Source organism: Stenotrophomonas sp. AC248 (assembly GCF_979258185.1).
Genome location: NZ_OZ409840.1, coordinates 4,493,306 through 4,517,204, shown reverse-complemented (window position 1 = coordinate 4,517,204; position 23,899 = coordinate 4,493,306). Strand labels below are relative to the sequence as shown.

General features: G+C 70.4%; 16 protein-coding genes. 8 read left to right on the top strand and 8 right to left on the bottom strand.

Annotation, left to right across the window (positions count from 1 at the left end; genetic code table 11):
- Positions 1-178: 178 nt before the first annotated feature.
- From recC to recD, 3 genes are read left to right on the top strand one after another with little or no spacing between them, the layout of a single operon-like run.
- Positions 179-3,526 carry an exodeoxyribonuclease V subunit gamma gene (recC, locus tag ACZ0AE_RS20155; RefSeq protein ID WP_463601997.1) on the top strand — a complete coding sequence of 1,116 codons (3,348 nt, stop codon included), beginning with the start codon at positions 179-181 and terminating at the stop codon, positions 3,524-3,526.
- On the top strand, positions 3,523-7,176 hold the full coding sequence (recB, locus tag ACZ0AE_RS20150) for an exodeoxyribonuclease V subunit beta (protein WP_463601996.1): 3,654 nt from the start codon (positions 3,523-3,525) through the stop codon (positions 7,174-7,176). Before recC ends, recB begins: the two co-directional genes overlap by 4 nt.
- Positions 7,173-9,086, top strand: coding sequence for an exodeoxyribonuclease V subunit alpha (gene recD, locus ACZ0AE_RS20145; protein WP_463601995.1), 1,914 nt, complete (start codon positions 7,173-7,175; stop codon positions 9,084-9,086). Before recB ends, recD begins: the two co-directional genes overlap by 4 nt.
- A 13-nt stretch (positions 9,087-9,099) precedes the next feature.
- Here recD and ACZ0AE_RS20140 read toward each other — a convergent pair whose 3' ends face one another.
- From ACZ0AE_RS20140 to ACZ0AE_RS20115, 6 genes are all read right to left on the bottom strand, one after another.
- Positions 9,100-9,495 (bottom strand): hypothetical protein, encoded by a 396-nt coding sequence (locus tag ACZ0AE_RS20140; RefSeq protein ID WP_038691604.1) that lies wholly within the window; start codon positions 9,493-9,495, stop codon positions 9,100-9,102.
- 84 nt (positions 9,496-9,579) lie between these two features.
- Positions 9,580-11,628: an FUSC family protein gene (locus ACZ0AE_RS20135; protein ID WP_320490236.1), complete on the bottom strand. Its 2,049-nt coding sequence runs from the start codon at positions 11,626-11,628 to the stop codon at positions 9,580-9,582.
- Positions 11,629-11,632: 4 nt separating this feature from the next.
- On the bottom strand, positions 11,633-13,090 hold the full coding sequence (locus tag ACZ0AE_RS20130; protein ID WP_038691607.1) for an efflux transporter outer membrane subunit: 1,458 nt from the start codon (positions 13,088-13,090) through the stop codon (positions 11,633-11,635).
- Positions 13,087-13,995 carry an efflux RND transporter periplasmic adaptor subunit gene (locus tag ACZ0AE_RS20125; protein WP_038691609.1) on the bottom strand — a complete coding sequence of 303 codons (909 nt, stop codon included), beginning with the start codon at positions 13,993-13,995 and terminating at the stop codon, positions 13,087-13,089. The genes ACZ0AE_RS20130 and ACZ0AE_RS20125 overlap by 4 nt, the downstream gene beginning before the upstream one ends.
- A complete protein-coding gene (locus tag ACZ0AE_RS20120) occupies positions 13,992-14,201 on the bottom strand; it encodes a DUF1656 domain-containing protein (RefSeq protein WP_017354740.1) in 210 nt (69 codons plus the stop codon). Before ACZ0AE_RS20120 ends, ACZ0AE_RS20125 begins: the two co-directional genes overlap by 4 nt.
- Positions 14,202-14,300: 99 nt before the next feature.
- On the bottom strand, positions 14,301-14,756 hold the full coding sequence (locus ACZ0AE_RS20115) for a MarR family winged helix-turn-helix transcriptional regulator (RefSeq protein WP_038691612.1): 456 nt from the start codon (positions 14,754-14,756) through the stop codon (positions 14,301-14,303).
- A 160-nt stretch (positions 14,757-14,916) separates the two neighbouring features.
- Here ACZ0AE_RS20115 and folE point away from each other — a divergent pair, with 160 nt between their 5' ends.
- The 4 genes from folE to ACZ0AE_RS20095 all read left to right on the top strand — a co-directional run bounded on the left by folE (position 14,917) and on the right by ACZ0AE_RS20095 (position 21,149).
- A complete protein-coding gene (gene folE, locus ACZ0AE_RS20110; protein WP_038691614.1) occupies positions 14,917-15,519 on the top strand; it encodes a GTP cyclohydrolase I FolE in 603 nt (200 codons plus the stop codon).
- Positions 15,520-15,613: 94 nt separating this feature from the next.
- Complete coding sequence (locus ACZ0AE_RS20105; protein WP_038691616.1) at positions 15,614-17,083, top strand: DUF3375 domain-containing protein; 1,470 nt, start codon at positions 15,614-15,616, stop codon at positions 17,081-17,083.
- The gene (locus ACZ0AE_RS20100; protein WP_038691618.1) at positions 17,070-17,771 is read left to right on the top strand and encodes a DUF4194 domain-containing protein; all 702 of its coding nucleotides are present in this window, start codon (positions 17,070-17,072) and stop codon (positions 17,769-17,771) included. Before ACZ0AE_RS20105 ends, ACZ0AE_RS20100 begins: the two co-directional genes overlap by 14 nt.
- Before the next feature lie 18 nt (positions 17,772-17,789).
- A complete protein-coding gene (locus ACZ0AE_RS20095) occupies positions 17,790-21,149 on the top strand; it encodes an ATP-binding protein (protein WP_038691620.1) in 3,360 nt (1,119 codons plus the stop codon).
- Between the two features lie 106 nt (positions 21,150-21,255).
- Here ACZ0AE_RS20095 and ACZ0AE_RS20090 read toward each other — a convergent pair whose 3' ends face one another.
- Positions 21,256-22,032 carry a sulfite exporter TauE/SafE family protein gene (locus ACZ0AE_RS20090; protein ID WP_038691622.1) on the bottom strand — a complete coding sequence of 259 codons (777 nt, stop codon included), beginning with the start codon at positions 22,030-22,032 and terminating at the stop codon, positions 21,256-21,258.
- 179 nt (positions 22,033-22,211) lie between these two features.
- Between ACZ0AE_RS20090 and ACZ0AE_RS20085 the strand changes: the two genes are divergently transcribed.
- A complete protein-coding gene (locus tag ACZ0AE_RS20085) occupies positions 22,212-22,601 on the top strand; it encodes a YchJ family metal-binding protein (RefSeq protein ID WP_447596132.1) in 390 nt (129 codons plus the stop codon).
- Here the strand turns inward: ACZ0AE_RS20085 and ACZ0AE_RS20080 are convergent.
- On the bottom strand, positions 22,580-23,887 hold the full coding sequence (locus ACZ0AE_RS20080) for a GGDEF domain-containing protein (protein WP_463601994.1): 1,308 nt from the start codon (positions 23,885-23,887) through the stop codon (positions 22,580-22,582). The genes ACZ0AE_RS20085 and ACZ0AE_RS20080 overlap by 22 nt on opposite strands.
- Between the last annotated feature and the right edge of the window lie 12 nt (positions 23,888-23,899).

The following is a 23,899-nucleotide window of genomic DNA, read 5'->3' as shown; positions in this document are numbered from 1 at the left end:
GTGGTGAACGGCTGAACATAACCGAACTGGACCGTGCAGTATTGTGGCACGACCCTGCCGCCCGGCCTGCGACGCCGCTCGCAACACACCGTGCCGGTACGCGGCATGCCGGGTTTTTCATGCGGATCCGAGCCCGGCCACCCTCGTGATCGCGCGGCCGCTGCGGCACACTGGCGCGATGACTGATGCTGCGTCCGACTTCCGCCTGTACCACTCCAACTCACTCGACGTGCTGGCTGCGCTGCTGGCCACGGCCGTGCGTGAGCCGGTACCGGGCCAGTCCGTGCTGGTGCCGGAGGTGGTGCTGATCCCGCAGGTCGCGATGCGGCGCTGGCTGCAGTCCACCCTGGCGGTCGAGTATGGCATTGCCGCCAACCTGGAATTCCTCACCCCGGGCGAGTTCGTCGCCTGCGCGCTCAACGCCAACGTGCCGGGTGAGCATGACGACCTCACCGCGGCGGCGCTGCGCTGGAAACTGTATGCCGCGCTGACCGACCCCGCAGTGCTGGCGCAGGCACCCATGCAGGCGCTGCAGGCCTACCTGTCGGTGGCCGATCCGCTCAAGCCGTGGGCGTTGGCCGGCGAGCTGGCGGCGGTGTACGAGAAGTACCAGGCCTGGCGTCGCGACTGGCTGCTGCGCTGGGAGGCCGGGGCCGACGCGCAGGACCCGCAGGCCATCCTGTGGCGGCACATCGCCAGTGGCCACCAGTACCGCGCGCGCCGCATCGATGCCTACCTGTCGCGCTTCGAAGGCCCCGGCCAGCCATTGCCGCAGGGCCTGCCGGCGCGGGTGTTCGCCTTTGCCACGCTCAACATCTCCCCCGACGTGCTGCGGGTGATGGCCACCCAGGCCCGGGTCGGCACGATGCACTTCTACCTGCCCACGCCCACCCAGGCCTACTGGGGCGACCTGCAGACGCTCGGCGAGAAGCTGCGCAGCGGCGCGCCGGACCCGTTCGGCGACGCGGCCGGCGAGAACCGCCTGCTGCAGGCCTGGGGCGCGGCCGGCCGCGACTTCATGGCGGTGCTGGGCAGTTATGAAGTGGTGCATCCGTCGGGCGAGATCGCCGCCTATGACGATCCCGAAGACGATGCGCGCCCGGACATGGACGCCGGCGGACTGTCCGACAGCCTGCTGCACCGGCTGCAGCGCGACCTGTTCCATCGCCGCGGCCAGCCGGCCGGCGCGCGCCGCGAGGGCCTGCGCCACGACGACCCCAGCCTGCAGGTGCACGCCTGCCACACCCGCCTGCGCGAGTTGCAGGTGCTGCACGACCAGCTGCGCGCGCTGTTGCAGGACCCGCGCTTCGACCCGCCGCTGCAGGCCCGCGACATCGCGGTGCTGGCCCCGGACATCGATCCCTACGTGCCTTACCTGGAAGCAGTGTTCGGCGGGCGCAGCGGCGGCGAGGACCATATTCCCTACGCGCTGGCCGACACCAGCCCGCTGGCCGGCGAACCGCTGGCCGACGTGTTCGTGCACCTGCTGGGCCTGCCGGTGTCGCGTTTCGGCTTGAACGAAGTACTGGACCTGCTGGCCAGCGCGCCGCTGGCCGAGGCCGCCGGTCTGGATGCGGCCGCCTTTGATCGCCTGCACGACTGGCTGCAGGCCGCCGGCGCGCGCTGGGGCCTGGATGCCCAGCACCGCCACCAGCACCAGGCCCCGCGCGACGATGCCTTCACCTGGCAGTTCGCGCTGGACCGGCTGCTGCTCGGTCATGCCAGTGGCAGCGACGGCGATATCGCCGGGGTGGCGCCCTGGCCGGAACTGGAAGGCAGCGCGCTCGACGCGCTGGATCGCCTGCTGGGCCTGCTGCGGGTGCTGGCCCGCTACCAGCGCGTGCTGGGCGAGGCGATGCCGCCGGCGCACTGGCGCCAGCGCCTGCTGGCGTTGCTGGATGCGCTGCTGCCGATTCCCCCGCAGGCGGCCAGCAGCCAGCGTGCGCTGGAGCGCCTGCGCAAGCTGATCAACGAATTCGCCCGCGACGCCCACCAGGCCGAGTTCCAGGGCGAGGTGGCCCCGGAAGTGGTGCGCGCGCACTTCGCCGGCGTGCTGGCCGAAGCGGACACCCGCGCGCCGCTGCTCACCGGCGGGATCAGTTTCGGCCGCATGGTGCCAATGCGCCTGCTGCCGTTCCGGGTGATCTGCGTGCTGGGCCTCAACGACGGCGATTTCCCGCGCCGCGATCCGGCTGCCGGGCTGAACCAGCTCACCGCCGAACTGGGCACGGACAAGCGCCGCTACGGCGACCGCTCGCTGCGCGAGGACGACCGCTTTCTGTTCCTGCAGCTGTTTGCCTCGGCGCAGGACGTGTTCTACCTGAGCTACCTGGGCGCCGATCCGCGCGATGGCAGCGTGCGCGAACCCTCGGTGCTGGTCAGTGAGCTGATCGATGCGGCGGCCGAGTACCACCAGGTGCCGGCCACCGCTGCCCGCCAGCTCACCGTGCGCCACGCGCTGCAGCCGTTCGCGCCGGCCGCGTTCGGCGGCGGCGACGAGCCGCGCCGCTTCAGCTATCGCCAGCAGTGGCATCCGGCCGCGGGATCGCTGGGCGGGCGGCGGCGCCCGCTGGGCGCGTGGTTCGACCAGCCGTTGCCGCCGGCCGACACGCTGCCGGGCGAGACCGAACTCAGCCTGGATGCGCTGCGCCGCTTCCTGACCGATCCGGCCAGCCAGTTCCTGTCGCAACGGCTGGGCCTGCGCCTGCCCGAAGACCTGGCCGACGCCGACGACGTGGAGCCGCTGGTGATGGCCGCGCGCGGCACCGACACCCTGCGGCTGCAGCAGGCGGTGATCGACGCCACCCTGGGCCAGGACGAGGCGCCGCTGTATCCGCGGCTGCGCGCACGTGCGCTGCTGCCGTCCGGTGCGTTGGGCGAGCGCCAGTTCGAGGTGCTGCAGGGACAGACCCGGCCCTACGCGCAGGCGTTGGCGCAGTGGCAGGCCGGCAGCGTGGCCGACAGCCGCCGGCATGAGGTCGTCATCGATGGCGTGCGCCTGCACGGGCGCATCAACGACGTGCATGCGCAGGGCATCGTGCGCCTGCGCCCGGGGCCGCTCAACGGCCGCGCCGCGATCCGCAACGGCCTGGACTGGCTGCTGGCCAACGCCGCCGGCGACACGCTGCCGCTGGTGCAGTTCCACGACAGTGGCGAGGATGGCCTGGGCCCGCATGTGCTGCCGCCGCTGCCGCCCGAACAGGCGCAACAGGTGCTGCGGCTGCTGCTGCAGCTGCGCAACGAGGGGCTGCGCGCGCCGCTCTTGTATGCGCCGTCCACCGGTTGGGCGCTGTATACCGCCCTGCCAGCCAAGCGCGAGGCCGAGGGCCGCGCCCGGTGGTACGGCAGTGACCGCAGCTGGGCCGAATCCAGCGGTGCCGGCTACCAGCTCGCGCTGCGCGGCCACGATCCCTTCGCCAGCGCCGACAGCTACCGGCAGCTGCTGCACAACAGCTTCGTGGTGTTCACCGCGGTGCGCGAAGGCCGGGTGTTTGCCGGCTTCGACGAACAAGGCGCCGCGCGATGACCGCTCCCGACCTGCTTCATGACCCCTACCTGGCGCTGCCGCTGGACGGCGTGCGCCTGATCGAGGCCAGTGCCGGCACCGGCAAGACCTTCACCCTGGCCACCCTGTTCACCCGGCTGGTGGTGGAAAAAGGCTGGCGCATCGGCCAGATCCTGGCGGTGACCTTCACCGACGCGGCCACCCAGGAACTGCGCAAGCGCATCCGCGAACGCCTGGCCCTGGCCGCGCAGCTGGTGGAACGCGCGCCGAGCGAGGATGACAGCCCGGAGGTGGTGCTGACCCGCTGGATCCTGCAGCGCCAGCTGGCGTTGGGCGAGGAAACCCCGGCCGCGCTGGCGCGCCGGCTGCAGACCGCCGCCGATGAAATCGACCTGGCCTCCATCTTCACCATCCATGGCTTCTGCACCCGGGTGCTGCGCGAGCATGCGCTGGAAAGCGGCCACACCTTCGACCCGCCCGCGCTGCTGCCCAGCGAACGCGCGCTGCACGACGAACTGGCCGCCGACCTGTGGCGGGTCCACGCCAACGATGCGGCCACCGTCGATGCGCTGACCCGCCTGTGGTCGTCGCCGGAGGCGCTGGCCGGCGACCTGGCCACGCTGATCAAGCCGTTGCCGCTGTTGCCGCCGGTGCCCGCTGTGGAGAACGAGGATCCGCGCCCGGCGCATGCGCTGGCCGCGCGCCAGTTCGCCGAGGCCTACCGCCAGCACGGCGATACGTTCATGGGCGAGGTCTGTGCCGCGGTCGATAGCAAGGTGCTCAATGGCACCAGCTACAAGCTGGCCTGGCTGGAGCCGCTGAGCGTGCAGCTGCACCGCTGGGCGGGCGCGGACGATCCGGGCGCGCCGCTGGACGCCGATCCGGAGCGGCTGCGCCGGCTGACCCCCGAAGAACTCAGCGCGCGCACCAACAAGGCGCACGCCGGCAAGGCGCCGCACTCGCCGCTGCAGCACGCGCTGGCGCTGTACCTGGCTGCCACCGATGCGCTGGCGCAGTGGCAGCGCGGCCAGGCCATCGCCTTCCTGCACGCCCTGCGCGACCAGGCCCGGGCACGCCTGGCCGAGCTCAAGCGGATCGGCCGCGTACAGACCTATGACGACCTGATCGATGGCGTTGCCGATGCGCTCGACGGGCCGCATCGCGCCGTGCTGGTGCAACAGCTGCGCGCGCAGTACGCGATCGCGCTGGTGGACGAATTCCAGGACACCGATGACCGCCAGTGGAGCATCTTCCAGCGCGTGTTCGGCGATTCGGAGGAAACCCGCGCGGTAGGCCTGGCCCCGGCCCTGTTCCTGATCGGCGACCCGAAGCAGGCCATTTACGGGTTCCGCGGCGGCGACATCCACACTTACCTCAAGGCCAAGCACCAGGCCGATCCCGCGCCGCCGCTGGACCGCAACTTCCGCTCGCGGCCGGCCGTGCTGCAGGCCATCCAGGCGCTCTATGCCAACGCCGGCGACACCGCCTTCCTGGAAGCAGACATCCGCTTCGAGCCGGTGCACCCGGGCAGCACCCGGCTGGATACCGACTTCCTGCGCGACGGCACGCCGGCGCCCGGCCTGACCCTGCGCCTGCTGGACAACCCCGAGGGCGGCGCGCTCAAGGCCGATGCCTCGCGGCAACAGGCCAGCGATGCCTGCGTGGCGGCCATCCACCAGTTGCTCAGCGAGGCCCGCCAGGGCCGCGCGCTGCTGCGCGGGCAGCCGTTGCAGCCCGGCGACATCGCCGTGCTGGTGCGCTCGCACAAGGAAGCCACGCGCATCCAGCAGGCGTTGAGCGCGGTGGGCATTCCGGCTGTCGCCGCCGGCAAGCAGAGCCTGTATGCCACGGCCGAGGCGCAGGACCTGCGCGTGCTGTTGCTGGCCCTGCTGCAGCCGGCCGACGAAGGCCGCCTGCGCGCGGCGTTGTCCACCGTGCTGCTGGGCGAAGATGCCGCCGCCATCGATGCGCTGGAACGCGAGGGCGACGCACAGCGCAGCTTCCAGGTTCGCCTGCTGCTGTGGCGCGAACGCTGGCAGCGCGGTGGTCCGTTCGCGGTGATCGCCGACCTGTGCGCCGAGCACGCCGAGCGCCTGCTCGGTCTGATCGACGGCGAACGCCGCCTCACCAACTACCTGCAGCTGGGGGAACTGCTGCAGCAGGCCGCTGCGCAGACGCTGGGCATGCACGGCCTGCTGGACTGGCTGCAGGTGCAGATGGCCCACGCCGACCAGAACGACGAGGCGCAGCTGCTGCGGCTGGAGTCGGACGCACGCCGGGTGCAGATCATCACCCTGCACAAGAGCAAGGGCCTGGAGTATCCGCTGGTGTTCCTGCCGTTCGTGGGCATCGGCGGCAGCGCGCCCAATACCGACACCCAGTGCACCGTGCACGCCAACGGCCGCCGCGAGCTGCACTGGAAGCTGGACAAGGACGAGGCCTGGAGCGCGGCCAGCACGCGCAGTGCGCAGGAACAGGAGGCCGAAGACGCGCGCCTGTTGTACGTCGGCCTGACCCGTGCCGAGCACGCGCTGTGGATCGCCGCGGGCGACCTGGCCGGCGCCGCGAAAACCCGGCTGGCCCCGATGCTGTCCGACCTGGAGGCGCTGCGCGCACATCCGGACATCGCCGTGATCCAGGCACCGCTGGAACCGCGCCCGGCACAGCTGGCCACCGAACGCGACGGCGACCTGCCACCGGTGCGCGCGCTGACCCGGCGCATCCCGCACGACTGGTGGGTGTACAGCTTCACCCAGCTGGCGCATGCCGATGCCGGCCACGACACCGATGCGGCCGCCACCGAAGTGCCGGCGCCTGCCGCCGACGAACCCAGCGGCGAGGATCTCACCCTGGACACCACGCAGGCCGTGCCGCTCCGCGACGACGAGGTCGACCCCCGCTTCATGGGCAGCCGTTTCGGCAACGTGCTGCACGACGCGCTGGAGAACACCGACTTCGCGCGCTGGGCACACTGGCAGGCCGGGCAACCGGCGCCGGATGACGAGGCGGACGTACTGCGCACCTCGCTGGGCGAGGAAGGCTATGCCGACGAAGACCTCGATGATGGCGTGGCGGTGCTGACCGCCCTGGTCGGCCAGACCCTGACCGTGCCGCTGCCGGAAGGCGGCGCACTGCACGACCTGCCGGCCAGCGACCGGCGGGCGGAGATCGAGTTCCACTTCGCCATGCAGCCCACCGCCGTGCCGCTGCTGCTCGACCTGCTGCACGCGCATGGGCTGGTCCGCGAACGGCGCGGCTTCGGCACGCGGCGCAAGCTGGAGGGCCTGATGACCGGCAAGATCGATCTCACCTACGTGCGCGCCGATCGCTGGTACGTGCTCGACTACAAATCCAACCGGCTGCCCGGCTACGACCCGGTGCGGCTGCAGGGTGCCATGCAGCACAGCGAATACGACCTGCAGGCGTTGATCTACACGGTGGCACTGCATCGCTGGCTGCGCTTCCGCCTGGGCGCACAGTACGACTACGCGCGCGACATGGGCGGCATCCGCTACCTGTTCTGCCGTGGCCTGGATGCCTCGCGCGCCGACAGCCCGGGCGTGTATGCGCACCGCTTCGACCCGGTCCTGGTGGATGCACTGGATGCCTTGTTCGCCGGTGGCGAGCACGCCCAGGCGCGCATGGCGGCCCGCGCGCGGGGTGAAGCATGAGCCTGCTGACGACACTGAAGAACAGCGGTGCGCTGCGCACCCTCGACCACGCGCTGGCGCAGAGCCTGCGCCGGTTGCGCCCGGACACGCCCGATACGGTGCTGGCCGCGGCCGCGCTGGCCTCGCTGGCCGTGTCGCAGGGGCATGCCGGGCTGGACCTGCGCCAGCCGCAGCGGTTGGTCGAGATGGACACCCCCTGGCCCGACGCCGACACCTGGCGGGATCAGCTACAGGCCTCGCCGTGGGTGAACGTACCCGACACCGACAGCGCCCCGGCGACCGACGTCCCGCTGGTACTGGAAAACGGACTGCTCTACCTGCGCCGGTACCGCGAGTACGAGCGCCGCCTGGCCGATGGCCTGCAGCGCATCGCCACGCATGCATCGGGGCAGGCCGATCCAGCGGCGCTGGCAACGCTGTTCGCGCAGCTGTTCCCGCAGGCGCGCGAAGGCATCGACCACCAGGCCCGCGCGGCAGGCGTGGCACTGCGCCATCCGCTGGTGCTGGTCACCGGCGGGCCGGGCACCGGCAAGACCACTACCATTGCGCGGCTGTTGGTGCTGCTGGCGGCCCAGGCCGTGCAGGCCGACCAGCCGTTGCCGCGGGTGGCGCTGGCCGCGCCTACCGGCCGCGCCGCCGAACGGATGGCCGAAAGCCTGCGCCTGGCCGTGCAGCGGCTGCGCCTGCTCGGCATTGCCCCCGCGCTGTGCGACGCCATGCCCAGCACCGGGACCACCCTGCACCGGCTGCTCGGGGTGATCCCCGATTCGCCGCGCTTCCGTCACCACGGCGACAACCCGTTGCCGTTCGACGTGGTGGTGGTGGACGAAGCGTCGATGATCGACCTGCCGCTGATGACCAAGCTGGTGGAAGCGATCGCCGCCGGCACCCGGCTGGTGTTGCTGGGCGACCCGGACCAGTTGCCGTCGGTGGAAGCGGGCGATGTGCTCAGTGCGATCCTGCGTGCCAGCGGCGATGGCCTGGGCACCCAGGCCGACGATCACGCCGCGCTGCACACGCTGCTGGCCCCGGCCGCCCTGCAGCCGCTGGCGGCGTCCACGCGGTTCGGCGGTCGAAGGGTGCAGCTGCAGCGCGGCTATCGCCAGACCGATGCGTTGGACCTGGCACCGCTGGCGCATGCCGTGCGCGAAGGCGACCCTGCCACTGCGCTGGCCCTGCTGCGGGGCGGCCAGCTGGCCGGCGTGCACTTCCACGAAGACCAGGTCGACCCGTTCCAGCAGCACCGCGACCACCTGCTGTCGCACTGGCGCGGACTCGGCGATGCCGTCGACCCGGGCCAGGCATTGGCCAACGCCGGTCGCATCCGCCTGCTCACCGCCGTGCGCGAAGGTCCGCAGGGCGCGCGCGGGCTCAACGCACGCATCGAAGCGCTGCTGGCCGGCGTGCCACGCGCGGGCATGGCCCCGGGGTACTTCCACGGACGGTTGCTGCTGGTCACCGAGAACAGCTACCGCCACCGCCTGTTCAACGGCGATATCGGCATCTGCCTGGCCGACCGCCACGGTGCGGTCACCGCCTGGTTCCCCGGCGACACGCCCGATCAACCCCGCGGCTTCCACCCGGGCGCGTTGCCCGCGCACGAAAGCGCGTTCGCGATGACCGTGCACAAGGCGCAGGGGTCCGAATTCGATGAGGTCTGGCTGCAGCTGCCGTGGCGCGACAACCGGGTGCTGTCGCGCGAGCTGCTCTATACCGGCATGACCCGCGCACGCCAGTCACTGCATGTGCTGGGCAGCGCGCCGGTACTGGAGGCCGCATTGAAGCGGCATGCCAGCCGCGTGTCCGGGCTGGCGACGCGGCTGGCGGGCAACACGGCTGCATCCGGTGATGCAGCCGTGGCCGAACCTGCGGTGCAGGCGCCGACGCCGGCCCAGGGCCAGCTGTTCTAGCGCCGCGCCGGGCTTACTCGGGAACTACCACGGTGCCGTCGGGGAACACGATGGCGCCGTCGCCGCTGGCGTCGAAGAAGCCCACCTGGTGGGCATTGGCCAGTACCTGCACCAGGCCATGCGCGTTCTCGGCCACCGAATCGGCGAACGAGGCATAGATCACGTGCTGGCCGACGCTGTAGTCGGTCACTTCGGGACGGTCGTCTTCGTCATCGGCCAGTGGGCCGTTCATCGGCGGGAAGTGCTCGACGATGGCGGCGAACCAGGCCTGCAGCGCCGGCACCGACACGGCCGGGTCATCGTACTCGTGCTTCTCGCTCCACTCGGTCTGCGCGTCGTACCACTCCAGGAAGGCCGCCGCATCGCGCGGGGCCACGGCCGGGTCGAACACCATCATGTCGTAACTCATCCAGGATCACCTTTCTCAATGCAGAAATGCAGGGGTCAGGATAGCGTTGATCGGCGCGGGCTGGCGCGCCCGCACCCGGCCGGTTCAGCGCGGCGCGGGCAGGCCGGGCTGTGCGGCTGCGGGGCTGTCCACCACCGGCGCGTCCGGGAACAGCGCAAAACGCAGTCCCATCACGCCCATCAGCGCCTCATCGCGGGCCTTGCCGGCGTCCACGGTCTGCACCCGCCGCAGCGAGGCCTCCAGCTTGGCCTGCAACCCGGCCGGGGCCGGCAGCGGCCGGCGCTGGGCCACCTGCGCGCGGTAGTGCGCGGCCACCTCGTCCAGGATCGCCTCGATCGCCTCCACGCTGGTCGGCGGCAGCCCATGCCGGGCGCGCCGCAGCTGCAGGATGTTCAGCCCGATGCGTGCTTCGGTGAGCATGTCCACCGAGGCGATGTCGCTGCCTTCGGGGGTGGCCGCCAGCCGCGGCGCCAGCAGGCCCAGCAGGTCCAGCATGCGTGCGGCGAACTGCTGGCGGTCCTGCTGGCCGCGGCCCTGCGCGGCGTCGGCCAGCGTGGTCCAGCCTTGGCGGACCAGCCTGCGCGCGGTCCATTCGGCGCCCACCGAGCGGAACAGCCGGGTCATCACCACCGCAAAGCCGATCCCGATGAACATCGCCACCGAGGAATTGATGAAGCTCTGAATGTTGGCGTTGTAGGTGTTCTGCACGTTCAGCAGCGCCACCAGGTTGACCATCAGCGGCAGCCCGATCAATGCGTTCTTCGGCGTGTGCAGCAGCAGCCCCACCGGCAGGAACACCACCGCCAGCACCAGCGCCAGGCTGCCGAAGTCGTGCACGGCGGGGAACACGCCGAACAGGTACACGCCGGCCACCACGCTGGCCACGATGGCCCACAGCAGGAAGGACAGCATGCTCGGCGCCGGATCGTCCTGCGCGGCGAAGAACGCGGCGGCCACCGCGGCCATCATCGCGCCGTTGCCACCGCCTTCCCACCCGAGCGTGATCCACAGCGCGCAGTACGTCATCAGCGCCACCCCGGCGCTGGCCGCCGAGAACAGCGCCATGCCGTAATCCACGTGGCGGGCATCGGCGCTGCGCGTGGTGCGGATCCGGTAGTGGGCGGTATCGCGCGGCGCGTCGCCGTCCTCGATCGCCGCCTGCAGGGTGGTGCAGTCCTGCCACAGGTCCACCAGCTCTTCCAACCGCAGCAGCAGCGTCACCAGCAGCAGGTGGTCCAGCTCGCCATCCACGGCCGGCTTCAGCGCCAGGATGCGCGCGCGCAGTGCGGCGTATTCAGTAGCCGTGGAGCGGCCGGGCGTGTCCAGCCACGCGGCAATGTCGGCCACCAGCGGTTCCAGCCCGGGCGGCAGCGCGCGTCCGCCCGCGCGCAGGGCGCCCAGCCGGTCAGCAATGGACGACAGCACCGGCAGCATCAGCAGCATGCGTTCGCGCAGCCGCTGCATCGACACCGCCGCACCGGCATGGCGCGGGTCGTCGCGGCGCAGGAATTCGATCAGTGCCTCGAACTGCACCAGGTCGGCCGCCAGCCGGTTGCGCGGGGCGTGCGCCTGGCCACGCAGCAGGATCTGCCGGCACCACTGCGCCGCATCGCCCATCCAGTTGCCGATCCGCGCACGCAGCATCGGCTGCACCGAGGTCGGGAAGAACAGCGAGGCGAACAGCACCGCCACCACCGTGCCCAGGATGATCTCCTCGCTGCGTGCCACCACCGTATCGAAGATGGTGTCCGGCGAGGTCACCGCCGGGAAGCCGATGAACGCGGTGGTGTAACCGGCCAGCAGGAACGCGTAACCGCGCGGACCACGGTTGAGCAGGGCGATGAACAGGCAGGCCGACAACCACAGCGACATCGCCGCGCTGAGCAGGAACGGGGTTTCCACCAGGTGCGGCAGCATCCACAGCGTGGCCGCCCCGGCGATGATCGTGCCCAGGATGCGGTACACGCCCTTGGCGCGGGTGGGGCCCAGCATCGGCTGGGTCACGATGTACACGGTGGCCATCGCCCAGTACGGGCGCGACAGGTTGCCGGCCAGGCCGATGTACAGCGCGGCCAGTGCGGCCAGGAAGGTCTTGACCGAAAACAGCCACGCCTGGCGGTCCAGCAGCAACATGGGGTTACCTCGTGGCCGTGCGCGGGGCCACGGCGTCGGCATTCCAGCCGCCGCCGAGCGCCAGGAACAGCTGGATCTGGTCGCGCGATACCTGCGCCTGCGCGTCGGCCAGGGTGGCATCGGCCGACACCAGCGTGCGGTCGGCATCCAGGCTGGACAGGTACGGGGTGCGCCCGCCCTGGTACAGGCGGCGGTTCTGGCTGGCCGCCAGCGCGGCCTGCTGCTGGGCCAGCTGCAGCGACTGCAACCGCTGCAGGTCCTGCGCATAGCGGCTCAGCGCGGTCTGGGTTTCGCGCAGCGCCTGCAGCACGCTGTGGTCGAACTCGGCCAGCGCCGCGTCGGCCCCGGCCTCGGTGGCGTGGATGCGCGCATGCGTGCCCGAGGACGGCAGCGTCCAGGAGATCAGCGGGCCGATCGACCACTGCTGGGTCAGCGGCTGGCCGAAATCCTCAAGCAGGCCGGCCGCGCCGACCGACGCCCCCAGGCGGATGTCCGGGTACAGCTCGGCGGTGGCCACGCCGATGCGCGCGGTGGCGGCGGCCAGCCGGCGTTCGGCTTGGCGCACGTCCGGGCGGCGTGCCAGCAGCGCACGGCCATCGCCCACCGGCAGCGGCTGGGCCAGGGTCGGGGCCTGGCTGCAGTCGGCCACGCCGTCGGGCAGGTGCCCCGGCGTGCGGCCGAGCAGGGCGGCCAGCTGGTATTCGGCGGCCTGGCGGTGCGCATGCAGCGGCGGCAGCGCGGCCTGCAGCATCGCTACCTGGGCGTTGGCGCGGGCCAGCTCCGGCGGGGTGCCACGGCCGGCGTTGATCAACCGCTGGGTCACCTCGCGGCTGCGCTGCTGCAGCTGCAGCGAGTGTTCGGCCACGTGCAGCTCATGGTTGGCGTGGCAGATCTCCACGTAGCTGCCGGCCACCTGGGCCACCAGCGACACGCGGGCCAGGTCGAGCGCGGCAGCCACGCTTTGTTCGTCGGCATGCGCGGCCTCGGAGGCGCGCTTGAGCTTGCCGAACAGGTCGAACTGGTAGGACACCGCGAACTTGCCGTCGGCCAGGTTGATCGGCGGCAGTTCGTGTTCCAGCAGGAACGACTCGGCCGACAGCTGCGCGCGGCTCACCCCGGCGTCGGCCTCGTACTCGAAGCCACCGGCGTCCAGCGCCTGTTCGTACACGGCGGCGGCGCGGCGCAGGTTGGCATCGGCCACCTTCAGTTCCACGTTGTCGCGCAGTGCCTGCTGCACCAGTGCGTTGAGGGTGTCGTCCTGGTACAGCTCCCACCAGCGCGCGGGCAGTTCGGCGCCGGCGGCCACCTGCGGGTTGCCGGTGTCGATGAAGGCGGCATTGGCCTCCGGCCGCTGGAACGCCGACCCTGCAGGCACGGCGTAGTCCGGGCCCACGGTCGTGCACGCCGCCAGCGTGGTCAGCGCCAGCCCCAGTGCGATGCGGTGCAGGGCAGGGCGGCTCACAACGCCGCCTGTGCCGGTCGTGCCGGCGTCGGCTGGGCCGCATCGGGCTGGATGGTGACGGTGGCGGTGCGCCCGGCAATCAGGTTCACGCCGGCCGGGAGGTGGTCGATATGGATGCGCACCGGGATGCGCTGGGCCAGCCGCACCCAGTCGAAGGCCGGGGTCACGTTGGGCAGCAGGCTGCTGCCCTCGCTGCGGTAGCGGTCCTCGATGCCGGCGGCGATGCTCTGCACGTGGCCCTGCAGCGGCTGCGCCTCGCCCATCAGGCGGATGTCCACCTTCTGCCCGGCATGCACGCCGCGCAGGCGGGTTTCCTCGAAATAGCCATCGACCCGGAACGAGCCGGTATCGAGCACCGCGATGACCGGGCGCCCGGCCGTGACGTAGTCGCCGACGCGCACGGTGCGATCGTTGACGTGGCCGTCGCTGGGGCTGCGCACTTCGGTGCGGGCCAGGTTGAGCTTGGCCAGATCCACGGCAGCCTGCGCGGTGGCCATCGAGGCCTGCGCGGCCTGCAGCTTGGCCCGGCGCACTTCGGCGTCCTCGGCGGCCACCAGGTCGGACAGGCTGCGGTCGCGGGCGATCTCGCGGCGCAGCTGCTCCAGCGTGGCGCGGCGTTCGCCCAGTGCGGCCTGGGCCTGCTCGAGCGCGATCTGGTAACGGGCGCGGTCCACCACGAACAGCACCTGCCCGCGCGTGACCGGCTGGTTGTCGGCCACCTTCACCGCCTCCACCAGCCCGGACACGTCCGGCGCCACCTGCACCACGTCGGCGCTGACGTGCGCATCGCGCGTCCACGGCTCGTCCATGTAGTACGCCCACAGGTGGCGCAGCACCAGCACGGCGGCGAGCACCGCCACGACGGTCAACACGACCGGGAATGTCTGCTTGAGGATCTTGTTCACGATTGCATCCAACGCATCAGGGAAAACAACCCGCCGAGCACGATCACGTACACGGCCAGGTTGAACAGGGCGGGGTGCCAGATGTGGCGGTAGGCGCCGGTGCGCTGCAGGACCAGGCGCAGCCCGCTCTTGAGCAGGTAGGCCAGCAGCATCAGCCCGAGCAGGGTCGGGACAAACACACCATAGAGACTGAATTCACCGTACATCGAGGCAAAGGGTTCACTGGAGAAAGGTAGGCGACGACCGTTGGTCGTCGTACGTCATGCCGTCGCAGCACGACACCGGGCGGTACAACGGGGCAACGCTTACGTCACGCGGTCGGCCGCATCGGCCAGCAGCTGCCAGAGCTTCAGCACGGTGCGCAGTTCGTCCACGGACAGCTCACCGAACACGTCCTGGCGCAGCCCGATCAGCTGGGTCTCCAGCTGGCTCACCAGGGCCTCGCCCTTGTCGGTGAGCCACAGCAGGTTGGCGCGGCGGTCGCTGGCATCGCACTCGCGGCGGACCAGGTCGCTGGCCGAGAGCTTGTCCAGCAGGCGCACCAGGGACGGACCTTCCATGCCCAGCTGCTGGGCCAGGGTCACCTGGCGGATACCCCCGCCGGCGCGCCCGATCATCAGCAGCGGCATGGTGCACGCCGCGGAAATGCCGTAGCTGCCCAAGGCCTGGTCGGCCAGGCGCTGCCACTGCCGCCCTGCGTAAAGCAGGCCGGAGCTGAGCTGCATCTGCAGCTGGGTACGTTCGTCGAGGGTACGTTTCATGGCAGATCGATAGGATACTACTAATTTCCATCCTATCAATACCCCCAGCCCAACCGCGGCCCAACGCCGGGCCCGCCGGGGCGCGTCCCGGGCCGGTGGCGTGGGACGCCCGAGGGCTCTGTCGGGTACGATGCTCGCCCCCCTTCGGGTGCTGTATGTAATGAGCAAGAAAGACAACGACGCCACCCCGGTCACCCAGGCCGATGCCGAATCGGCCGTGCGCACCCTGCTGCGCTGGGCCGGTGAAGACCCCACCCGCGAAGGCCTGCTGGATACCCCGCGGCGCGTGGCCGAAGCCTACGGCGACTGGTTCAGCGGCTACCGCGACGATCCGCGCGCCTACATGGAGCGCACCTTCGAGGAAGTGGCCGGCTACGACGAACTGATCGTGCTGCGCGACATCGAGTACGAAAGCCACTGCGAGCACCACATGGCCCCGATCATCGGCCGCGTGCACGTGGGCTACCTGCCGGCCGGCAAGGTGGTGGGCATCAGCAAGCTGGCCCGCGTGGTCGAAGCCTATGCACGCCGCTTCCAGGTGCAGGAAAAGATGACCGCGCAGATCGCCCAGTGCATCCAGGACGTGCTGCAGCCGGTGGGCGTGGGCGTGGTGGTGGAAGGTGCGCACGAGTGCATGACCACCCGCGGCATCCACAAGCGCGGCGTCAGCATGGTCACCTCCAAGATGCTGGGCAGCTTCCGCGAGGACGCCCGCACCCGCGCCGAGTTCCTGCGCTTCATCGAAGTGGGCGGCAAGCGCTGAACCTGCCGCGCGCCCGGCACCATCGTGCCGGGCCGGTTCCCTTCCTGCTGCGCGGCGTCCGGCCGCGCGGTGTCCTTCCGGATGTCCTGGCTGCATGAAGCACCGCGAACGCATCACCCGTTACCGCACCCTGCGCGAACAGCCCCAGTGGAAGCTGCTGGCCGCGGCCAACGCCCCGGAAATCATCGGCCTGCTGCAGAGCCTGCTGATGGATGGCGAGCGCACGCTGCCGGCCGCCGCCCTGCATGAACGCCTGCAGCGCGCGCTGGACCAGCTCAACGGCGAGGAACTCTCGCGTGAGCTGCCGCGTACCGCCCAGGCCTACATCGCCCACTGGCTGGCCCAGGGCTGGCTGGAGCGGCGCCTGCCCGACGGCGCCGACCAGGAGCAGTACGAGCTGTCCACCCAGGCGCTGCAGGCCATCCGGTTCGCCGACAGCCTGGAGCAGAGCCGCGTGGCCGCTACCGAAAGCCGCCTGGCGCTGGTGATCGAGCAGCTCTCGCAGCTGGCTGCGCAGACCGAATCCAACCCGGATGCGCGGCTGTCGGCACTGCGCGACGAACGCGACCGCATCGACGCCGAGATCGCGCGGGTGGGCGAGGGCCGGGTGGTGGCGCTGGATGGCAAGCGCGCGCTGGAACGTGCGCGCCAGATCATCGGCCTGGCCGACGACCTCACCGAAGACTTCCGCCGCGTGCGCGACGACTTCGAGCGCCTCAACCGTGAATTCCGCGAACGCATCATCGACGACGAAAGCGAGCGCGGCGACGTACTCTCCCGGTTGTTCGAGGGCGTGGATGTGATCGGCGACAGCGATGCCGGGCGCAGCTTCCAGGCGTTCTGGCGCCTGCTCAACGATGCCGAGCAGAGCGCCCAGCTCGACGCCGCGCTGGAGGCCGTGCTGGCACGTGGCTTCGCGCGCAAGCTGGACCGCAACGAGCGCGCCTTCCTGCGCGGCTTCACCGGCACCATGCTCGACCGCGGCGGCCAGGTCCACGACGTGCTGCAGCACTTCGCGCGCAGCCTGCGCGGGTTCGTGCAGAGCCGGGGCTACCTGGAACAGCGCCGGCTCAACCAGCTGCTCAAGCAGGCCCAGTCCGAAGCGCTGGCGCTGCGCGACGAATTCTCCGCCCAGCGCCCGATCGGCCGCGACCTGCAGCTCACCACCAGCCGCCTGCGCTCGTGGTCGCAGTGGAAGCTGCACGACCCGCGCAGCGCGCAGGTGGACGGCAGCGTGCAGCGCAACGACGCGGCCAGCATCAGCCTGGAAAGCGTCGGCGACCTGGTGGCGTCGTCGGAAATCGACTTCCGCACCCTGCGCCGCGACCTGCACGAACTGCTGGGCGCGCAACCGAAATTGAGCATCGCCCAGGCCCTGTCGCAGCGCGAAGCGCCGCAGGGGTTGGGCAGCGTGATCGGCTACCTGTCGCTGGGCACCCGCCACGGCACCGTGGTGGACGGCGAACAGGAAACCGCCCATTGGCGTGGCGGCGATGGACAGTGGCGACGCGCCCGCATCCCGCTGGTTTGGTTCACCCAGGAGAAACGCCATGAACTGGCATGAAGATTCCCATGACGTCGCCCCCACCGATGGCGCCGCAGACGATCACGACGCCGAACCGGTGGTGGTAACGCCGCTGCCGCGGCGGAGCAATGACGTGTTCTACCTGGGCGACACCGGGCGGCTGCCGCTGGATGGGCGCCGCGCGCTGTGCCAGCTGCTGATCGGCCCCAGCATCGACCAGCTGCGCCACGCCAAGCTGTGGCCGGCCCTGATCCGCAGCGAGGCGGCCATCCGCTCGGCGCTGGCCGACCTGTTCCTGGAACTGGTGCTGGACCGCGACAGCGGCGTGGCCTTCACCCGCCAGGCCGACACCGAAGACATCGACGCGCCGGTGCTTCTGCGCAGCTCGCCGTTGACCTTCATCGACTCGGTGCTGCTGCTGTACCTGCGCCAGCAGCTGGCCGAGGCCGATGCGCGCGGCAACCGCGCGGTGGTGGCCGACACCGAGATGGCCGAGGCCCTGGCCATCTACGAAAAGAATCTCTCCACCGACCGCGCCGGCTTCAATCGTCGCGTGGCCGCGGCGGTGCAGAAGATGAAGGAAAACCACATCCTGACCCGCCTTGCCGGCCAGGACGACCGCCACGAAGTGTCGCCGGCATTGAAGCTGCTGTTCTCCGCCGAAGACGTCTCCGCGCTGTCCAACGTGTACCGCCAGTTGCGCGACACCCCCGCAGCAAAAGCCTGAACGGACCACCGATAACGCATGGCCATTTCCAAGCACACCCCCGCCCTGTTCAACGACGGGCTGCCCGATCCGCGGCTGCAGCAGTTCCGCATGCGCCGCCTGCAGGTACACAACTGGGGCACCTTCAACGGCCTGACCGAAGTGCCGATCGCCGAGCGCGGCTTCCTGTTCGTGGGCCGCTCGGGCTCGGGCAAGTCGACCCTGCTCGATGCCATGTCGGCCATGCTGGTACCGCCGTCGATCGTCGACTTCAACGCCGCCGCGCGCGAAGCCGAACGTAGTGGCCGCGACCGCAACCTAGTGTCCTACGTGCGCGGCGCCTGGGCCGACCAGCAAGACCGGGGCACTGGCGAAATCGCCACCCAGTACCTGCGCAAGGGCGCCACCTGGACCGCGTTGGTGCTGGAGTACCGCGCCGGCGATGGCCGCGTGGTCAGCCTGGTGCGCCTGTTCTGGATCGCCGGCAACGGCGCGGCCGCCGCTGACGTGCGCAAGCACTACCTGATCGCTGAGCGGCCGTTCGACATCGCCAAGGATCTGGGCGGCTTCGACCTGGACCTGCGCAAGCTCAAGCAGCGCCTGGGCGACGTGCATCACTTCGACAGCTTCGTCGGCTACGCCGAGCGCTTCCGGCACCTGCTGGGCATCGACAATGAAATGGCGCTGCGCCTGCTGCACAAGACGCAGTCGGCCAAGAACCTGGGCGACCTCAACGTCTTCCTGCGCGACTTCATGCTGGACACGCCCAAGACGTTCGACGCCTCCGAACGGCTGGTCAGCGACTTCGCCGAACTCGATGGCGCCCATAAGTCGGTGGTTACCGCCCGCCGCCAGGTGGAAACCCTGCTGCCCGCGCGTGCGCTGCACGCCGAGCTGAAGGCGATGAACCTGCAGCGCGCCGACGAGGAAACCCTGAAGCTCGGGCTGGACAGCTTCCGCGAATCGCGCCTGCAGCAGCTGCTGGAAAAGCGCCTGCACGACATCGACGTGCGCCACCGCGGGCTGCTGGGCGAAGAAACCCAGCGCCGCCAGACGCTGGGCAACCACGAAGAACACCTGGCCGGGCTGGAGCTGCAGCGGCGCCAGCAGGGCGGCGAGCGCATCGAAGAACTGGAACGCGAGCAAGGCCGTGCCCAGGCCGAGCGCGACCGCCGCCAGGCCAAGCATGACCAGGCCCGGCAGGCGGCAGAGAAGCTGCAGGAGACGGTGCCCGATGATGCGCACGGCTTCGCCCAGCTGATCGCCCGCGCTCAGGGCGAGCTGGACAATCGCCAGCAGGCCGCGGCCGCATTGGACGATGCCATCACCGAACGCCTGGCCGGCAAGCAGGACGATACGCGCCGCTTCGGCGATGTCCGCGCCGAACTGGAGGCGATGGAGCGCAATCCGTCGAGCATTCCCGCCCCGCTGCAGAAACTGCGCAGCCGCCTGGCCGAGGAAACCGGCGTGCCCGAAGCGGCGTTGCCGTTCGTGGGCGAACTGATCCAGGTCCGCCAGGAGCAGGGCGCGTGGCAGGGTGCGATCGAGCGCGTGCTGTTTGGCTTCGCGCAGTCGCTGCTGGTGGAAGACAAGCACTACAACGAGGTCAACGCGTGGGTGAATCGCACCCACCTTGGCATGCGGTTGACCTACTACCGCGTGCGCCGCAATGACGATGCCATCGCCCGCGAACCCTCCGCGCGTTCGTTGCTGCACAAGCTGGAGTTCCGCGACAGCGTGTTCGAACCGTGGCTGCGCCGCGAGCTGGGCAAGCGCTACGACTACGAGTGCGTGGAGGCCAAGCAGCTGCGCGATGTCGATCGCGGCATCTCCCGCGAAGGCCAGGTCAAGCACCCCGGCGACCGCTTCGAGAAGGACGACCGCAATTCCATCAGCGACCGTCGCCGTTGGCTGCTGGGCTTCAGCAACACCGAAAAGCTGGCGCTGTTCCGCAAGGAAGCGCAGGAACTGGCGCAACGCATCGCCGCGTGCGACGAAGACGTTGTCCGGCTGCGCAGCCAGCGCGACCGCGACAACGACCGTCGCCTGGCCTGCAACCAGCTGGTCAACTTCGTGTGGGAGGAAGTGGACGTCGCAACCGCGACCCAGCGCCTGGACGACATTGCCGCTTCGCTGCACGAGCTGAAGGAAGGCAACGCCGACCTGGCCCGCCTGGCCCAGCAGATCGACCAGGCCCGCGCGGACATCGCGCAGGCCCGCCGCACCTACGAAGATACCCGCGTCGAACTTGCCCAGCACGCCCGCGAACGCGACAAGCTCGACGCCCAGCGCCAGCGCAGCCGCGCCCTGGTACTGCCGGCACTCGGGGCGACCCAGGAAGCCGGGCTGCAGCGCCGCCTGGACGCGCTGGGTGGGCTGAGCCTGGAAACGCTGGAAGCGCACATGCGCGAGATCAGCAAGGGCATCAACGAAAGCCTCGCCGCCTCACAGCACGACGTCCACCGTGTGGAGACGCAGCTGGTGGCCTGTTTCCGGCGCTTCGCCCAGGCATGGCCGGAGGAATCCGGCGACTTCACCGCGTCGGTCGCCTCGGCCGACGATTTCCTGGCCCGCCTGCAGCGCCTGGAACGCGATGGCCTGCCGCAGCACGAAGAGCGCTTCTTCGACCTGCTGCAGAACCAGAGCAAGAACAACCTGCTGGCCCTGCAGCGGCACAGCGCCGAAGCCCGCAAGTCGATCGGCCAGCGCCTGGACGAGGTCAACGCCTCGCTGGAGCAGGTGCCGTTCAACCGCGGCACCCTGCTCACCATCGAGCTCAGCGACCGGCGCCTGCCGGAGGTCCTGGAGTTCCACCAGCAGCTGCGCGAAGTGCTGTCGCACCACCAGACCGAAGAACGCGACGTGGCCGAGGCACAGTTCGCCGTGTTGCGCGAACTGGTCAAGCGGCTGGGCTCGCAGGAAGGCGAGGACCGGCGCTGGCGCGAGAACGTGCTCGACGTGCGCCTGCATGTGGAGTTCATCGGCGTCGAGCTGGATGCGGCCACCCGCCAGCAGGTGGAGATCTACCGCAGTGGCGCCGGCAAATCCGGTGGCCAGCGGCAGAAGCTGGCCACCACCTGCCTGGCTGCCGCGCTGCGCTACCAGCTGGGCGGCGCCGAAAGCCAGCTGCCCAGCTATGCCGCCGTGGTGCTGGACGAAGCGTTCGACAAGGCCGACAACGAGTTCACCGCGCTGGCGATGAACATCTTCGAGAACTTCGGCTTCCAGATGGTGGTGGCCACGCCGTTGAAGTCGGTGATGACGCTCGAGCCGTTCATCGGCGGCGCCTGCTTCGTCGAAATCAGCGGCCGCCACGACTCCGGCGTACTGCTGATCGAGTACGACGAAGAGGCCAAGCGTCTGAAGCTGCCCGAACGCAGCCGCCAGCAGGACGCCTAAGCGCACCCCGGTAGAGCCGACCGTTGGTCGGCTGCTCCCGGACCACGTCCGCACCAACCGCAGCGGGGCAGAGCCCCGCTCTACGCGATCCCCCCAACGCCACGCGTCACCCGCCGAACGTATCCCACCCCATCCGCGCGATCAGCACCACCACCAGGCCCACGAATAGCTTGCGGATGAACGGCGTGCCGCCGCGCAGCGCCAGCCGCGTGCCCACCACCGAGCCGATGATGTTGGCTGCGGCCATCGGCAGGGCGAACAGCCACAGGATGTTGCCGGTCGGCACGAAGAACGAGATGGCCGCCACGTTGGTGGCCAGGTTCACCACCTTCGACGCCGCCGAGGCGCGCAGGAAGTCCAGCCCGAAGAAGCGGACGAACAGGAAGATCAGGAAGCTGCCGGTGCCCGGGCCGAAGAAGCCGTCGTAGAAGCCGATCACCGCCCCGATCGCCAGCGCCGTCCCCAGCTCCTTGCGGCCGATCTCGCGCGGCCGGTGCAGGGCGCCGAAGTCCTTCTTCCACAACGTGTAGCCCAGCATCGCCACCAGCAGTACCAGCACCAGCGGGCGCACCGCGTCCTTGGGCAACAGGCTTACCGCCGTGGCCCCGGCGAAGGAAAACACGAACGCCGTGCCCGCCGCGAACAGCACCGGCCGCCACGGGAAGCGCACATTGCGCGCATAGCGCCACGCGGCCGCACCGGTCCCGAACATCGAACTGAACTTGTTGGTGCCAAACAGCATCGCCGGCGTGTGCTGCGGCAGCACCGTGAACAGACCCGGCAACTGCACCAGCCCACCGCCACCGACCGCGGCATCGACCAGACCGGCGATGAAGGCGATCGCCACCAACCACAACAGCTCAGGGGGAACCAGCTCGAGCACGGCAGCAACTTCGCGACACAAGGCGCGCAAGCATACGCCCGCCCCCCCACACCGGGTAGAGCCGACCGTTGGTCGGCTGCCATCCACCACCGCACGCACCAACCAACGGTCGGCACCCACGGCGAATTAACCGCCCCAACACCCCCGGCGTACCCACCCAAACGCGCGACAATACCGCCATGACCACACCCGACCCCTGTCCCTGCGGCCGCCCGCTGGCCTACACCGCCTGCTGCGGCCTCTACCACGCAGGCGCCGCCGCACCCGATGCCGAAGCCCTGATGCGTTCGCGCTACAGTGCCTACGTAAAGCAGCTGCCGGACTACCTGCTGGCCAGCTGGCATCGGTCCACGCGCCCGGAAGAACTGTCGCTGGACGAAGCGCCCGCCCAGCGCACCCGCTGGCTGGGCCTCACAATCCACACGCACACCACCCCCGACCCGGACCACGCCCAGGTCAAGTTCACCGCCCGCTACAAGGTGGGCGGCGGCAGTGCGGTCAAAATGTTGGAACACAGCCGCTTCGTCCGCGAAGACGGCCGCTGGTTCTACCTCGACGCGCTGCCCTGAGCCGCCTCGCGGCTGCGCACCGCCACCGGCCGTTGCTGGCCGTGCGCGCGTACGCAGTTGCGCCCGGCGTCCTTGGCCGCGTACAGCGCCTGGTCGGCCGCCTTCAGCACCGCCTGCGGGCTGTCGCCCACCCGGCTGTCGGCCATGCCGATGCTCACCGTCACCTGCACCACCGTGCCGGCGCCGCCGCGGCCGCGCTGCAAGCGTCCGACCGCATCGTCGCGGACCCGCGCGGCGCGGTCGCGCAGCTGCAGGCGCGTACCTTCCACGGTGGCCCTGACCGCTTCCACCGCGTCCACGCACGCCGGGGCAGGGCGGTCCAGGAACACCAGCGCGAACTCTTCGCCACCGTAGCGGAACGCCCGCCCGCCACCGCCCACGCCCGCGAGGCGCGCGGCCACCAGCTTCAGCACGTCATCGCCGTTGTCGTGGCCATGGGTATCGTTGAAGCGCTTGAAGTGGTCCACGTCCACCATCGCGATCGTGTAGGTGGCGCCCACCCGCTGCAGGCACTCGTTCAGCGCCCGCCGCCCGGGCAGGCCGGTGAGTTCATCGCGATAGGCCATGTGGAAGGACTCCTGCAGCATCGCCGACACCAGCAGCAGCAAGGCCGTGCTGGCCAACGCCGGTAGCAGGGCCGGCGACAGGAACACCCGCGGCAGCATCGCCCAGACCACCAGCAGGGCCACCAGCATCGCCGTATGCAGCGGGCGTGGTTGACGCAGCGCCTGCACCGCCAACCCAAGCAGGGCCACCACGAAGGCGACCGTCGGCACCTGGGCCAGGCGGCTCCAGCCGGTCGGCAACCAGGGCCAGTGATGGTTCGACAGCAGGTCGTGCATGCCCTGCGGGCCCTGCGCCGCCAGCAGCGCGAAGACGCCCACGGCCACGCTACTGACGATGCCGCGCAGCAGCAGGTCCTGGCGCATCCTGCCGCGCTCGGGCCACAGCCCGTGCAACGCAAACAGCAGCGGCAGCCACAGCGACACCGCATGGAACACCAGCGGCGTCAGCGCACTGACCGCGCCGGTATTGAGGAAGCTGCCCACCAGCCCGTGCAGCACGGCAAAGGCCAGCGCGATCGCCAGCAGCAGGCACACCGCACGCACGCGGTTGTAGACCAGGCCCAGGCCGGTGCCCAGGCAGGTCAGCACCAGCGGCAGGATGCGGTGCATCGCACTGCCCACCTCGTCGGCCGGCGTGGCCGACCACACCCCGACGCCTACCAGCAGGGCAGGCAACAGGAACAGGTAATGGCCGGGCTGGCGTAGCGGGTGACTGGGCAAGAACGGTTCCAC

Coding starts and splice junctions, on each gene's coding strand:
- ACZ0AE_RS20085 (WP_447596132.1), top strand. CDS start 22,212: ATGACCACACCCGACCCCTGTCCCTGCGGCCGCCCGCTGGCCTACACC.
- ACZ0AE_RS20120 (WP_017354740.1), bottom strand. CDS start 14,201: ATGTACGGTGAATTCAGTCTCTATGGTGTGTTTGTCCCGACCCTGCTC.
- ACZ0AE_RS20135 (WP_320490236.1), bottom strand. CDS start 11,628: ATGTTGCTGCTGGACCGCCAGGCGTGGCTGTTTTCGGTCAAGACCTTC.
- ACZ0AE_RS20095 (WP_038691620.1), top strand. CDS start 17,790: ATGGCCATTTCCAAGCACACCCCCGCCCTGTTCAACGACGGGCTGCCC.
- recC (WP_463601997.1), top strand. CDS start 179: ATGACTGATGCTGCGTCCGACTTCCGCCTGTACCACTCCAACTCACTC.
- ACZ0AE_RS20100 (WP_038691618.1), top strand. CDS start 17,070: ATGAACTGGCATGAAGATTCCCATGACGTCGCCCCCACCGATGGCGCC.
- recB (WP_463601996.1), top strand. CDS start 3,523: ATGACCGCTCCCGACCTGCTTCATGACCCCTACCTGGCGCTGCCGCTG.
- folE (WP_038691614.1), top strand. CDS start 14,917: ATGAGCAAGAAAGACAACGACGCCACCCCGGTCACCCAGGCCGATGCC.
- recD (WP_463601995.1), top strand. CDS start 7,173: ATGAGCCTGCTGACGACACTGAAGAACAGCGGTGCGCTGCGCACCCTC.
- ACZ0AE_RS20140 (WP_038691604.1), bottom strand. CDS start 9,495: ATGAGTTACGACATGATGGTGTTCGACCCGGCCGTGGCCCCGCGCGAT.
- ACZ0AE_RS20115 (WP_038691612.1), bottom strand. CDS start 14,756: ATGAAACGTACCCTCGACGAACGTACCCAGCTGCAGATGCAGCTCAGC.
- ACZ0AE_RS20105 (WP_038691616.1), top strand. CDS start 15,614: ATGAAGCACCGCGAACGCATCACCCGTTACCGCACCCTGCGCGAACAG.